Source organism: Rhizobium sp. SVR5-2C (assembly GCF_056755115.1).
The window spans coordinates 1-13,904 of record NZ_JBNDHT010000024.1 but is presented as its reverse complement, the minus strand read 5'-3'; the positions used below and the strand labels follow the sequence as shown (position 1 = coordinate 13,904).

The window sequence follows — 13,904 nt, the reverse complement described above, 5'->3', positions numbered from 1 at the left end:
TAGGGGTGGCGAGAAGCGCCACAACTAGAGCCGTTACGAGAATCATGCCAGTGCCGCGGAAGATTGCCTTGATTGTTCTACACAGAGAACGAGCGTGTCGCCGTGGGGTTTCAGTTCCAGCGTAACAATGTCCTCCAGCGCCTTTGCCAACTGCTGCTGGGTCGGCGGCTTGATCATATAGCCGACTGCGCCAAGGGCCTTCGCCCTTTGAATATCGCTCTGGTCGCTTGAGGTGCTTAGGATGCAGACGGGAATCTGACTGAGGCGCTCGTCGGCCGAAAGTGCGTTCAAGACTTCGAAACCGTCCATAATCGGCATATTGATGTCGAGAAGAATAAGGTCCATCAGCGGCTGATCCGACAGCCTGGCACGCTGTTGGAGTAATCGCATCGCCTCACGGCCGTTGGTCGCGACATGGAGGTTGAAGCTGACTTTTTCTCGCTGCATGAGCTTCAACTTAAAAAGTTGAATGTCGGCCGGGCTATCCTCGACGAGCAGCACCTCGGCAAGTCTGCCGTCTGCCCCGGTTGGGTGCGGCCGCACGATCTGCGTCGCAGGGATGCGCTCGGGCGCCGGCCCTGCCGATTGGGCGAGCGGTACCTCGAGGATGAAAGTTGCCCCTTCGCCGGAGCTTCCCTCGCACCAGATGGCGCCGCCGTGCAGTTGCGCTATACGACGACAGATGGCAAGTCCGAGGCCGGTTCCTTCGATGCCGGGGCCGACGAGCCGTTTGAACGGCTGGAAAATCAGTTCGCGATGTTGGGGATCGATGCCGGGGCCGTTGTCGCTGAGGGAAAGTTTGCAAAGGCCGCCGGCCGCGGTCGCAACGATCCGAATCTCGGGCATGCGGTCCTCGCAATAGCGGATGGAGTTCGAAATGAGGTTCTGCAGAGCCTGGATCAGCAACGTCGCGTCGCCCATCACTTCCGGCAGATCTCCGTGAGTTATCACCGCCTGACGGCTTTCGATTTGCTGATGAAGATTGTCCCGCACCTGATCGAGCACCATACCAAGCGAGACCGGCTTGAGTTCGAGCTCGCCGGAGACCTCCAGCTTGGTGAGGCCTGAAACCTTGACGATCAGGTCCTCCATGTGATCGGCAGCGCTCAAAATATAGTCGAGAAGTTCGCGGTCCTCGGCCGGAAGCGAGGGCGAGCCATGCAGGATCCTGCTGAAGGATTTGATGGTTCTCAGCGGTTCCTTGAGATCGTGCGCCATTGCACGGGTGAATATCTCAAGGGACTGGCGCTTCTGCTCCAGCTTGGTCTCCAGCGCGCCGTGCATGATGGCATTCTGGACGCAACGGTGCAGCCCTTCCGGCGTCAACGCGTCCTTTGTGACGTAGTCGCGGGCACCTCTCTTCATCACCTCGACGGCCACGGTCTCATTGCCTTGGCCCGTCAGCATGATGACATTCGCGGAAGAATCGCGCTTTAGGATTTCCGCAAGCACATCAAGGCCGTCGCGGCCGGGCAGAGAATAGTCGAGCAGGATGCAATTCGGCCGTTTGCGGCCGATGAGCGCGAGACCATCATCGCCTGTTTCGGCCTCCGATACGATGTAGGCCGGACCGGGTACACGGCTGAGCATGCGCCGGTACACCTCGCGGTCATCGATATTGTCGTCGATGATCAGTACCGTGCAGTCTTCCGGCAATGGTCACTCCTCTAGGGGCAATATGGCAATCTCGAACCAGTATTCCTTCAGTCTTTGTATGGCTGCAAAAAGGCCATCCAGATCGACCGGCTTTTGCACATAGGTATTGGCACCGAGCGCGTAGCAGCCTTCGATGTCGCGCTCGTCGTTAGAGGTTGTCAGGATGACGACCGGTATCTTGTGCCAGTGCGTGTTGGATTTGATCGCCTCCAGCGTCTTGCGCCCGTCGAGCCCCGGCATGTTGAGATCGAGCAGGATCAGGCCCGGCCGCGGATTCATGGTTGCCAGTGTGTCGAGAGCCTCCCGACCGGACGCCGCCCATCGGATTGGATTACGGAGGTTTGTGCGCTTGAAAGCGCGCATCGTCGCCTCGAAGTCGTCCTCGCTATCCTCGACGATGAGGATTGGTTGCGTGTCACGCTGCTGCATTCTGCCCCTCGCGCTTCCTGCCCAAAGTGAAATAGAACGTCGTGCCCACGCCGACTTCCGATTCCAGCCATATCTCGCCACTATGACGGGCGACTATCTTACGTACGAAGGTCAGACCTGCGCCCGTGCCATCGTCCGAATCCTGCGATTTTTCCAAGCGCTTGAAAATACGGAAAATGTCCTCGTGGAATTCCTGGGGTATGCCTTTGCCGTTATCCCTGACGAAGAAGACGCCACGCGCTGTCGCGCCATTCTTTGCAACGAAGTGCTCGAGATAGCCGATACTCACAAGCGGCTGGGGTTTGTCGTTGTATTTGATCGCATTGGTAATCAGGTTCCGGAAGACTTCGGTCAGGCGCGGCGCGTCGCAGATCACCTCCGGCAAGCGGTCGTCTATGACAACCTTGGCATGGCGCTCTTCCAGGAGATGCTCCATGGTGGCCACCACATCCTTCACGATCAGGTTGATGTCCGCGCGCTTCACCGCGAGCTGCTGACGCCCGATCCGTGAGAAATAGAGCAGATCATTGACCAGCTTTTCCATACGCTGGCTGAGCCGCACCAATCGGTTCAGGCGCCGTACACCGTCATCATCGAGGTGGGCTTCATAATCCTCCAGCAGGAAACGGGAATGATTATGAATCCCGCGTAGCGGCTCTTTCAAGTCATGCGAGGCAATATAGGCAAATTCGTCGAGGTCGTGATTGCTGCGCTCCAGATCGGCGGTATAGTCCCCAAGCTTTGCCAGCGTCGTTTTCAGCCGCTCCTCTTGGCGCACACGTTCGCTGATGTCGCGCACGATCCCGACGAAGGTTCTCGTCCCGCCGGTCTTCACCTCGCTGACGGAGACATCGAGCGGAAAGACGACGCCATTCTTGCGCCGCCCCGAAACCTGGCGAGTGGTGCCGATGACCCGCTGTTTGCCGGTTTCCGCATAATGGTCGAGATAGCCATCATGCTTCGAACGATAGGGCTCCGGCATCAGCATCTTGATGTTCTGACCGATCGCTTCCTGCGGCGTGTAACCGAACATCCTTTCGGCCGCCGGATTGAAACTTGAAATCGTCCCCTTTTCATCGATGGTGAGCACCGCATCAGGTGCATTGCGCACTAGGGCACTAAAGCGGATGCGCTCGGTCTCAAGGCTCACCCTGTTTCGCATATAGGAGTAAACGAGCAAGGCAATTAGCCATAGCAGCGTGATGGTGATCGCCCGGTTCACGCCTTGATGCCAAAAGCTCAGGGTATCATGCTGGACGGCCAAGAAACCGAGCAGCACGAGGATGGTACAAAGCAGGGCGAAGAAGAACGGAGCCCTCCGGTTTTCGAACCAGAGAGCTGTAAGGACTAGCGGCACGTAGAGAATACCGTTCGCTACACCGAGAGGCGTGTAGAGGTCTGCAAGGAGACCCGTGAAGCCCACGAGTGCCGGAATCCAGAGCGGTATCCGGCCGCGGCGTGCAGGACGCCGTTCCCAAGCGCTTGCAAGCAGTCCTGCGCCGAAGAAAACCATGGCGGTCGCCGTCGGCAGTGCCATAGTGGCGTACGGGCCCCAGCGGTAGCCCTGCTCCGCGTGTGTGACATAACCGGTCAGGGCGATCATGCCGAGAGTAATGACCAGATAACTCACCAGTTCCTGACCGAGAGGCGCTCGAGCGTCCTTCCAATTCTGGCCAATGATGAGCGAGAGATTGCCGATCAGGAAGATCACCGCAGTATTCGGTGCCATCCCCCCGCCGATCTGTTTGGCGAAATCGCGGTGGACAAGAATGTCGGTCAACATCCGGTCAATGTTGTGAATCGCAGGCCCGAATGTGCTTATTTCGATCAGCCTGGCAAGCACGATGAGGATGGCAAGCAAGGAAAGCAGCGATGATACCACGGATGCCAGCCGTCGACGGGAGGCGGAACAGGCAAGGGCTGTGCCTGACAGCACAAAGCAGAGCGCCGTATTGAACGCCATCGACGGGAGAGCGGGAAAAACGGAAATGATGAGCTCGAGTTCGAGAAACCAGCCTGCGAGCGCGGTCAGGCCAAGAAGGCTGAGGAGCAAGCCAATGCCGACAACGACGGAACAATAGCCCTTCCGCTTTTTTTGCGAAGCGCCCTCCCGGCCTGCTACTGCTGCATCCCACACGTCGTCAGTCTCCCAGTTCGGAACAATTCTTTCCGAAATCCCGCAAGACACAATAGCGAACGTCGCGTTATGCGGGGTTTTCACCGGATGGTTGCGTTCAGCTGCTACCGATTGTCCGCAAATGCAGCTAGTGTCTCGACATTGCACAATCGAGGAGCGTCCCGGATTTACCGGAAGCGAGCACCGATGACCGTCATATTTTACGTCGATGACAGCAGGGATGACCTTTTCTACCTGGAGTACATCCGCAAGAAGCAGAGGGCCGCAGTCTCCCTTCTCTGTTTCACAACGGCCGAAGCTGCGTTTATCGCACTGGAACAGCGGCTTGCCGAAAACGCAGCGCTTCCGGATTTGCTCGTCGCCGATCTTTATATGCCCCTCGATGACGGCTTGGCACTCGTTAAACGGCTTCGGACCGATGCACGGTTCAGGGCTATGCGGCTTGCCGTCTGCAGCGGATCGGATGCCGAGGCGGACCGGCAGCGGGCGCTAGCTGCGGGTGCCGATATCTATCTTGCAAAGCCTCTCGACTTTGCGGTCCTCATGCATTGCGCCAGGCAACGCCGGAGCTCCGGTACGGTAAAAGACGTGTCCGACGAGGCAGGAGACGGCGATTGACAAGGCTCGCTCGCGCTTCCAAGATGCAGCCAGCAGGACGACGAGCCTCGAAGCACTGAGAGAGCCGACCGGCCCATATTCGCCGCCACGAATTCAGCCAACCCCTTAGCTGAATGGATCTATCGGCTCTCTCGCGCGTACTTCGGGCACTTCTTCCGTTCTTCATGGATGTGAACAACAGAAATTGCGATACCTAGTAAAAGCTACAATTCAAGTAACGCTGCCGCCCTCTGTATCACTTGCAGTTGAGAGAATTGATGCTTATCCGCCTTCAGGATACTGGAAGTCCCCATCCCCTATCCTCATCAATTGCCTCAAGACTTCTGTAACTTCTCGCATTCAAAACGTATATCCCAAGATTTTGGGATGAGAATGACTAACGGAGGTTAGACGTAGGATATTGCTGGAATGACCAACGCTTCGGCGGTTCCATTTCATTCAGGGCCCGAGCTTAGCCGGGCGATCAATCGCACCGATTTTTTCCGCCTTTTCAAGGCGGCAGCGCAGCACTACCACTTCGATAATTTTGCGCTTGCGCGCATTTCCGAGGTGAACGCGCCTTTCGGCGGACGCGAAATCGTCATCACCAATATCGCCGAACGCCGGGTCCCGATTTTCATTCAGACCCTCAAGGAAGCGCTGGGCGCGCTCAAGGCAAAGACCGCACAGTTCTTGACGACGCCGGTCGCCGGCAGGAGTGGACAGCTTGAGGGCCTTTCGGCCGACCTTGCATTCAACGAATTCAGCGGTAACACCTTTCTGCTCATACCCCTCTTCACGCCGGAGGGGCGGCGCTACTGCCTTGTCCTCAGTGGAATTCGCCCGGAGCCGGACCAGGGAGAGACTGCCGACGTTCTGCTCGATGTCATGCGCATTTTTGACAAACTCTACGAGGAAATCCTGACGCAGGAAATGTCGGGGCGTCTGACGCAGAGGGAGGCGGAAATCGTCAAGTGGACCAGCGAAGGTAAGACCTCGGCAGAGATCGCGATCATCCTTGGCTTGTCGGAGCATACCGTCAATTCTCATATTACCGCGGCGGTCAGGAAGCTTGATGCGGTCAACCGCGTTCACATGGTGGCCATTGCCCTGAGGAATGGGTTGGTTACGTAACTTGGGGGGAGCAGCATGACAGCCGAAACGGCCCCTGGAGATGCCGTCAAGGTCCTGTTCGTGGATGACGAATTCGTCGAGTTCAGGTCGTTGAAGAAGAAGATCGGTAGTCTTGCCGAGCCTGCTGTCGATATCGAATACTCGCAATCGATCGGCGACGCCCTGGAAAAGATCAAGGGCGGCCGCTTCGACCTTGTTCTGCTTGATAACCGACTGCTGCCAAATGCCGATTTCCGCGAGACGGTGCCCGAGCTTCGCGGCATAGGCTACACTGGACCGATCGGGGTCGTTTCAACGGATATTTCGGGCGGCTACTTCCAGCAATTTCCGGACTACGGCGTTGACTTCCGAATCGGCAAGGATGAGATCGACGCTCGCACGCTGCAGTATATCATCCGTGAATATGTAAAGTACGATGTCCCCGATTTCTGGAAGGACGATTACTCGATCTGATGCGGTCATGCGGCCGGCAGGCGGATCGTAAAGCAGCTGCCCGTTTCGTCGGAGCGGCACAGGGTCACGTCACCGCCCATCGCTATTAGCAGTTCGCGCGCCGCTGTCAGCCCAAGTCCGGCGCCCGGGACGGCGCCTGCCCGTGGCAGCTTCCAGAAAGGCTCGAATATCCGGTCCCGATGAGCGGGTTCGATGCCCCGCCCATTGTCGGAGATGTGGACCAGCCAGTCGCCGGCACTGTTTTCCGCTGTTACCTCGACATGCGGTGCTGCGGCACTCCGATAAATCAGCGCATTGGTTAGAATGTGATTGAACACGGCCGAGAGGATCGTTGCATCGCTGTGGATGGTGGGAAGCGTGCCGTGGCTCATGGTGGCGTCCTGTGCAGCTGTCTCGCTGATCACGTCGGTCCAGATGCTTTCGATCAAGCCACCGAGTTCGAGCGGCTCAGGCGAGAGCTGTGGCGTGCCGGCAGCGAAGCTCATGAGCGTTCGTGTGAGACGTTGGGCCCCCTGGGCTTTCTGAAGGATAGCTGTGAGGCTCTCGCGCTGTTCGCCATCGAGCTTTGACCCAAGCTCATCCAGGAGGATTTCCGCATACATGGCGATGTGCCGGAGCGGCGATTGCAGGTCGTGCGAAGCCGTCGCCAGAAACCGCTTCATACGCTCCTCCTCGCCCGGGCCCGAAACAGCAACTGGCGCTTGATCGTATGACATTCAGACGCACCCCTTCACTTCATTGCAGCCAGAATAAAAAGCGGGCGCCGGTTCTGCAACCGACGCCCGTACAACCATCTGTTACCAGAGGTATCTTAGCCGATGGACTTGCGCGCTTCGGTGGTTTCCGGCGGCAGAATTTCGGGCTCGGCGCTCGAGGACGCTGCTACCGCCTTGGCATGGCGGCGGCGCCAGTCGCCGAGGAAGAGCAGGATCGGTGCTGCGATGAAGACGGAAGAAGCGCCGGCAACGAGGATGCCGAAGACCATCGGAACAGCGAAGCTTTCCACCGCGCTGCCGCCCCAGATCGCCATCGGCAACAGGGCGAGGAAGGCCGTCGCGTTGGTGTAGAGGCTTCGCGCCAGCGTCTCGTTGATCGACCGGTCGATTAGTTCGCGCAGCGGCATCGACTTGTAGAGACGCATATTTTCACGCATGCGGTCGTAGACCACGACCTTGTCATTCACCGAATAGCCGACGAGCGTCAGGATGGCGGCGATGGCGGTGAGGTTGAAGTCGAGGCCGGTCAGCGCGAAGAAGCCGATCGCCTTGGTCACGTCGAGGATGAGCGTGACGATGGCGCCCACGGCGAATGGCCACTCGAAGCGGTACCAGATGTAGAACAGCATCGCGAAGCTGGCGATGACGACCGACAGGATGCCGGCCCACGCGAGCTCACCGCTGACCTTCGGACCGATGACGTCGGTACCGGTGACAGTTGCAGACGGGTCGATCTTGATGATCTCCGCCTTCAGCTTCTCGACGGCGGCCGTCTGGGCTTCTTCACCGCCGTCCTGGCGCTGCGCGCGCACTGCCATGGTATTGTTGTCGCCGTAGGATTGCAGCGCTACCTCGCCGAGGCCGAGGCTGTTCAGGCCCTCGCGGAAACGGCCGAGGTCGGTGGCTTCCGTCGTCTTGACCGACATCTGGATGCCGCCGCGGAAGTCGACGCCGTAGTTGAGGCCCGGATGAATGAAGAGGACGACCGAGGCGATCGACAGAAGCGCCGAAACCGTCACGCCGAAGAAGCGCGCTTTCATGAACTGGATGTGGCGGCCGTAAGGATTGAACATCACCGGTATCAGCGGGCGGATGTTCAGGACCTTGAGCTTACGGCGGCGAGTGATCTCAATCATCGTCACGCGGACGAAGGCGACGGAGGTAAACATCGAGATGATGAGACCGAGCGCCATGGTGACGGCGAAACCGCGGACCGGGCCGGTGCCGAACCAGAACAGGATCGCCGCGGCGATGAGCGCCGTCATGTTGCCGTCGATAATCGTCGAATAGGCGCGACGGAAGCCGGTATCGATTGCTGCAAAGGCGCTCTTGCCCTTGCGCGTCTCTTCGCGGATGCGCTCGTTGATCAGGACGTTCGCGTCGACGGCAAGACCAATACCGAGCACGACGCCGGCGATACCCGGCAGGGTCAGCGTCGCTCCGACAAGCGTCAGGGCCGAGAAGGTCAGGATCGTGTGGATGAGCAGCGCGAAGTTCGCGAGAAAACCCCAGGTGCCGTACAGGATGAAAATGAAGGCCGCGACCAGCACGAAGCCGACGATGCCGGAATAAAGGCCCATCTTGATGGCATCTGCACCAAGGTCGGCGCCTACGGTGCGTTCTTCGATGACGGTGAGCTTGGCGGGCAGGGCGCCGGCGCGCAGCATGGCGGCGAGCGTCGTTGCGCTGTCTGCCGAGAAGTTGCCGGAGATCTGGCCGGAGCCGCCGGTGATCGGTTCGCGAATGACAGGCGCGCTCAATACCTTGTCGTCGAGGACGATGGCAAAGGGATTGCCGACGTTCTGGCGGGTGATTTCGGCAAAGCGGGTGGCGCCTGCGCTGTCAAAGCGGAAGCTGACAACCGGCTCATGCGTGTTCGGGTCGAAGCTGACGCGAGCGTCCGAAAGGCGATCACCGGAGATCTCGACGCGGTCGAGGACCGGAAAGCTATTGCCCTCTTCATCTTTCATCATGGTCACGCCGGGACCGGGCTGGTTATTTGGCGCGAGCATATGGAAGGACATTTTGGCGGTGGAGCCGAGCAGCTCGCGCAGGCGGGACGGGTCCTGAGCGCCGGGGAGCTGAACGAGGATGCGGTTGGCGCCGATGCGCTGGATCGTCGGCTCGGCAACGCCGACCTGGTCGACGCGCTGGCGGATGACCTCGAGGCTCTGCTGCACGGCGTTGTCGACATTGGCGGAGATACCGGCCGGCGAGAAGCCAATGGTGATCGTCGGGCCATTGGCCGTGACGGCGAGGTCCGACTGGCCGGCGCTAAGGCCCGTGCTGATCGGATTGCTGAGCGTGTGCAGTTCGGTGACGGCGGCATCGCTCTGCGAGGCGTCTGCAAGCGTCACCACGATCTGGTTGTTGCTGCGAGTAACCGACTTCGGCTGGATACCCTTTTCGCGCAGGACGCGGCGGGCATCCTGAACCATCGAGTTCAGGCGCTCCTTGGTCAAGTCGCCTTCATCGACTTCGAGCACGAGATGCGAGCCGCCGCGAAGGTCGAGGCCGAGCGAAACCTGATTGTGCGGCAGCCAGGAAGGCAGGCGCTGGAGAACCGATTGCGGCAGCCCGTTTGGCAGGGCGATCAATAGGCCGAGCGCGATGATCACCGTATAGGTGAACACCAGCCATGGTGAATTGCGCATGTATCTTTTTCCTTGATATGCGGTTGCCGGCGCATCCGCGCTGGCGACATGTCTTTCAATCTATCGGAAGCGCCAGCGGCGCGCAGTCTCAGGCCGAACGTGGCGGAGCGCGCGGTTGGTGGGCTCGGCCGGCGGCTGGCGCCAGCGGAGCGTCGAAGGATGTGAGAGCCTTGATCGGAGCCCAGCCGATGAAATCAAGGCCGGGAACGGCGGCAAGGAAGATCGAACCGGAATCATAGACTGCCTGCTTAGGCGCGATCTTGCGGTCCGTGGCAAGCACGCCGCGCACGGCATCGCGGGCCGTGATCTGCAGTGGCTGCGGATCCTTGGAAGGAGATGACAGCGTATTGGCGGCGGCCGACGGCGAGAGAATGAGATTGCCGCCGAAGAGCAGGCCGAGATAGGCGAAGACGGCAATGAGCATGGAAGCGGCGAGACGAGTGGTCAGGCGGCACTCATCGAGCTCCGTCATCTCTGCCTCGGTAATTTCACTCCCGTATCGGCTCAAAAGCGCGCCAATCTCTCATTCTTTTTCGGGTGGCGGAACGTTCTCCGCAACCGGAATTGTATCAGTGCCGTTCCCATCTTCATAGGCCGGACTGTCATGATGTACTTGCGCGAGCCGGTCAACCATCCCCATGGCGATTTCTCGCTCGCCCATGATGACGGTATCGGCGCCGTACCGCTTCAACTCGTCGACTTCCGCGTCCGAGTGGGCCCGGGCGACGATGAGGATCGACGGATTGAGGCCGCGACCGTGCTCGGCGATGCGGCAGGCCTCGAAGGCATTGGGGATTGCAATGACCAGGCTGCGCGCGCCTGCAACATTGGCGAGATCGAGAACCTCGCGAGCGGCGGCGTTGCCGGGGATCGTCTCGACGCCCTGTGCGGCAAGCTCCTCGATGCGTTTTTCGGAATCCTCGATAACAAGGAACGGGGTGCCCGAAGACTTGAGGTTCTGGCCGACAATGCTGCCGACCCTGCCATAGCCAATCAGGATGGCATGTCGGGAAAGCGATGTCGGCAGGATCTCGTCTTCCGGTTCGGCTGACACGACAGTCGTCTCCGCTGTAGCGGCCGTTTCGGCGGGGGCCTCTTCGCGCTTCGAACGTTCGAGAAATGGCCGCATATGGTCGCAAGCGATGAAAAGCAGCGGATTGAGAATGATCGAAATGAGCGCGCCGGCCAGGATGAGATCACGGCCTTCTTCCGGGAGCAGGCCGAGATCGACGCCGAGGGCGGCCAGGATGAAGGAGAATTCGCCGATCTGTCCCAAGCTGGCCGAGATTGTCAGCGCCGTTCCCACCGGCCTTCGGAAGAGCAGGACGATGAGAAAGGCGGCGACGGACTTGCCGATGACGATGATGAAGACAGTCGCCAGGACCGGCAGCGGCTTGTCGATCAGGATGTTCGGATCGAAGAGCATGCCGACGGAAACGAAGAAGAGAACAGCAAACGCGTCGCGAAGCGGTAGGCTTTCCTGAGCGGCGCGGTGGCTGAGCTCGCTTTCCGAGAGCACCATGCCCGCAAAGAATGCGCCGAGGGCAAGAGACACGCCGAAGAGCTTCGATGCGCCAAAGGCAACGCCGAGCGCGATGGCGAGCACGCCGAGGCGAAAAAGTTCGCGCGACCCGGTATGGGCGATCCGGTGCATCGTCCAGGGAATGAGCTTGCGGCCGAAGACCAGCATTAGCGCAACGAATAGCGCGACTTTCACCAGCGTCACGCCGATGATGCCTGTGATCCCGAGATCAAGGCCGAGCAGGCGGCTGAGGCTCGCCGAAAATGGCTCGGCGGTGGCATGGGCACTATCGCCGATGCTGGCGGCTGCGGGTATCAACACAAGCGCCAGGACCATCGCGAGATCTTCGACAATCAGCCAGCCGACAGCGATCTTGCCGCGCTCGGTCTCCACGAGCCGGCGCTCCTGCAGGGCTTTCAGGAGCACGACGGTGGAGGCAACGGACAGTGCGAGACCGAATACGAGGCTGCCCCCGAGCGGCCAGCCCATGAGCGCACCGAGCCCCCAGCCGAGCAAAGTCGCAAAGCCGATTTGAACCACGGCGCCCGGTACGGCAATGCCGCGCACCGAAAGCAGATCTTTCAGCGAGAAGTGGAGGCCGACGCCGAACATCAGGAGGATGACGCCGATTTCAGCAAGTTCGGGCGCAAGGTTCTGGTCTGCAACGAAGCCCGGCGTGTGCGGGCCGGCGAGAACGCCGGCCACAAGATATCCGACCAATGGCGGCAGTCGAAGCCTGTTGGCAAGCGCGCCGAGAATGAACGCCAGCACGAGACCTCCGACGATTGTCGAAATCAAAGGCGTGTCGTGAGGCATCCGTTCTCCCCGATCTGGAATTCCCGTTCACATTATGACATATATGGCTTATATTGACCAATATGGGTGGTTTGAAATCATGGGTCAAGGCGCGAAAGAAACAATTCTAACGCCTGCTTTATGCCGCGCCGCACGAGGTTTGCTCGATTGGACGCAAGCGGAACTCGCCGAAAAGGCAGCGGTCTCGCGCAGCACGATACGTGATTATGAGGGACAGCACCACGAAATCCACCGCGCCACCGAGGCGCAGCTGCGCCTCGCCTTCGAGGATGGCGGTGTGCGTTTCGTTGAGATCGAAGGAGCGGGAACAGGCCTTTACCTGCCCTGAGGCGTACTAGCTCCGTGGTCTCAGGCAGGCGGCGGGCACCTTATAGGCATTGACCGTCTTGCCCCGATAGTAACCGTCGGCAGGTTGCCAGCTTTTGACCAGTTCGGGTGCCGCGGCTGCGCAGCTCAGTTCGCCGCGTGTGACGAACAGAACCTGATCCTGGACATCGGCCGGAAGCGCAAATTCCTGTTCGTAGTAATTTGCGGGGAAGCCAGCGGGCGGACGCGAGTAGATCCTGATCGGCTCGTTTCTCAGCGTGTGGAACATGTCGGCGACAAAATCGCGATTGTCCGTGACAATGGTGCTCACGCCTGCCTGCTTGGCAAGGGCGCCCGCTTCACGGCTGATTTCGCTACGACCCAGATAGCGCTTCATAACCTCATTGCCGCCCGGAAGCACAAGCTGATGGGCAAAGATCGTCGCAAGCGGGAAAAGGAAGCTCGCAACGCCGCCAATGATCAACGAGATGGTGAGGCCTTTCGGCCATAGCTGGACCAGCACCCAAACGGCGAGCACCGTCCCGGCGACATAGGCCGACACGCCCCAATTCGCTTCGGCCTTGGCGACCAGTGCCTGCAGGGTAATCAGGAAAACGACCGGTATGGAGAGCCAGATGAGAAGCTTTTCCTTCTCGCTGCTCTTTCCCTTGATCATGCGCCACGTTGCCCAAAGCATCGCGAAGAAAACAATCGGTCCGACGACGCCGAACTGGGCTGCGAAAAATTCGAGGGCACCGGCGAAATTCAGCCGAAGCTCATTCCACTGCGCGATATCCTCCGTGTGGCGGACGGTCGTTGCGTCGTGGGTAAAGTTCCACCAGAGATTCGGGGCTGCGACGATGAGCGCGGCGACGACCGATATGAAGAAGTCACGCCAGGCGATGCGCGCAGCCGGAACCAGCAGCAGTGCGAACAGTCCGCCGGGCACGATAAAAAGGATCGCGTATTTCGACAGGAAGGAGAAACCGAAAGCAACGCCCATGATGAGAGCAAGTGCAATCGAGCGCTTCTCTGTCAGGCCGAAATAGGCCCAGAGGCCGATTGTCATGAAGAATAGAAGAACGACATCGGTCGAGAAGAAAACCGATGATAGCGCAACGGCAGGCATCGTTATATAGATAGCGCCGGCCCAGCCCTCGGCCTTGGGACCTGCTACGCGTGCCGCGAATTTCATCAGCAGGAATGCTGTACCCATGTGGACGACGGGGCCGCAAAGGCGCACCCAGAAGATATCGCTGGAGCCCGAAAGTTCCGTCATCGCGCGGATGAACCAGGCGATCATCGGCGGCTTCGAATAGTAACCAAAATCGAGATTCTGGGACCAGAACCAGTACTGCGCCTCGTCGACGAAGAAATCCGTCGTGTCGAAATGCAGCGTTATGATACGCCACAGAGTGACGGCGAGAATGATGAAAAGGCCGGTTCTGGCAGTCATGAACAACTTCCGCTGAGCTTGAGGCGCC

At 59.5% G+C, this 13,904-nt stretch carries 12 protein-coding genes; 4 read left to right on the top strand and 8 right to left on the bottom strand.

All coding sequences use genetic code 11. The annotated features are described in order from the left end of the window. Nucleotides 1-42 precede the first annotated feature (42 nt). From ACPYOI_RS09475 to ACPYOI_RS09465, 3 genes are read right to left on the bottom strand one after another with little or no spacing between them, the layout of a single operon-like run. Complete coding sequence (locus ACPYOI_RS09475; RefSeq protein ID WP_481422829.1) at nt 43-1,656, bottom strand: response regulator; 1,614 nt, start codon at nt 1,654-1,656, stop codon at nt 43-45. Nucleotides 1,657-1,659: 3 nt separating this feature from the next. After that, complete coding sequence (locus ACPYOI_RS09470) at nt 1,660-2,085, bottom strand: response regulator (RefSeq protein ID WP_481415128.1); 426 nt, start codon at nt 2,083-2,085, stop codon at nt 1,660-1,662. Continuing rightward, the gene (locus tag ACPYOI_RS09465) at nt 2,072-4,222 is read right to left on the bottom strand and encodes a sensor histidine kinase (protein ID WP_481415127.1); all 2,151 of its coding nucleotides are present in this window, start codon (nt 4,220-4,222) and stop codon (nt 2,072-2,074) included. The genes ACPYOI_RS09470 and ACPYOI_RS09465 overlap by 14 nt, the downstream gene beginning before the upstream one ends. Nucleotides 4,223-4,408: 186 nt before the next feature. Here ACPYOI_RS09465 and ACPYOI_RS09460 point away from each other — a divergent pair, with 186 nt between their 5' ends. From ACPYOI_RS09460 to ACPYOI_RS09450, 3 genes are all read left to right on the top strand, one after another. Continuing rightward, entirely contained in the window at nt 4,409-4,840 is a 432-nt protein-coding gene (locus ACPYOI_RS09460) for a response regulator (protein ID WP_481415126.1), read from the top strand. Between the two features lie 408 nt (nt 4,841-5,248). Continuing rightward, on the top strand, nt 5,249-5,953 hold the full coding sequence (locus ACPYOI_RS09455) for a helix-turn-helix transcriptional regulator (RefSeq protein WP_168828366.1): 705 nt from the start codon (nt 5,249-5,251) through the stop codon (nt 5,951-5,953). Nucleotides 5,954-5,968: 15 nt separating this feature from the next. Next, a complete protein-coding gene (locus tag ACPYOI_RS09450) occupies nt 5,969-6,406 on the top strand; it encodes a response regulator (protein WP_481415125.1) in 438 nt (145 codons plus the stop codon). A 5-nt stretch (nt 6,407-6,411) separates the two neighbouring features. Here ACPYOI_RS09450 and ACPYOI_RS09445 read toward each other — a convergent pair whose 3' ends face one another. From ACPYOI_RS09445 to ybaL, 4 genes are all read right to left on the bottom strand, one after another. Continuing rightward, nucleotides 6,412-7,068 (bottom strand): sensor histidine kinase, encoded by a 657-nt coding sequence (locus ACPYOI_RS09445; protein ID WP_481415124.1) that lies wholly within the window; start codon nt 7,066-7,068, stop codon nt 6,412-6,414. Nucleotides 7,069-7,217: 149 nt separating this feature from the next. Beyond that, nucleotides 7,218-9,776 carry a protein translocase subunit SecD gene (gene secD, locus ACPYOI_RS09440; protein ID WP_481415123.1) on the bottom strand — a complete coding sequence of 853 codons (2,559 nt, stop codon included), beginning with the start codon at nt 9,774-9,776 and terminating at the stop codon, nt 7,218-7,220. Nucleotides 9,777-9,864: 88 nt separating this feature from the next. Then, complete coding sequence (locus ACPYOI_RS09435) at nt 9,865-10,248, bottom strand: hypothetical protein (RefSeq protein WP_481415122.1); 384 nt, start codon at nt 10,246-10,248, stop codon at nt 9,865-9,867. Between the two features lie 51 nt (nt 10,249-10,299). Beyond that, nucleotides 10,300-12,114: a YbaL family putative K(+) efflux transporter gene (gene ybaL, locus ACPYOI_RS09430; RefSeq protein ID WP_481422828.1), complete on the bottom strand. Its 1,815-nt coding sequence runs from the start codon at nt 12,112-12,114 to the stop codon at nt 10,300-10,302. Nucleotides 12,115-12,148: 34 nt separating this feature from the next. Between ybaL and ACPYOI_RS09425 the strand changes: the two genes are divergently transcribed. Next, complete coding sequence (locus ACPYOI_RS09425; RefSeq protein WP_481415120.1) at nt 12,149-12,442, top strand: helix-turn-helix domain-containing protein; 294 nt, start codon at nt 12,149-12,151, stop codon at nt 12,440-12,442. Between the two features lie 6 nt (nt 12,443-12,448). Here the strand turns inward: ACPYOI_RS09425 and ACPYOI_RS09420 are convergent, their stop codons facing one another. Further along, entirely contained in the window at nt 12,449-13,876 is a 1,428-nt protein-coding gene (locus ACPYOI_RS09420; protein ID WP_481422827.1) for an ArnT family glycosyltransferase, read from the bottom strand. Between the last annotated feature and the right edge of the window lie 28 nt (nt 13,877-13,904).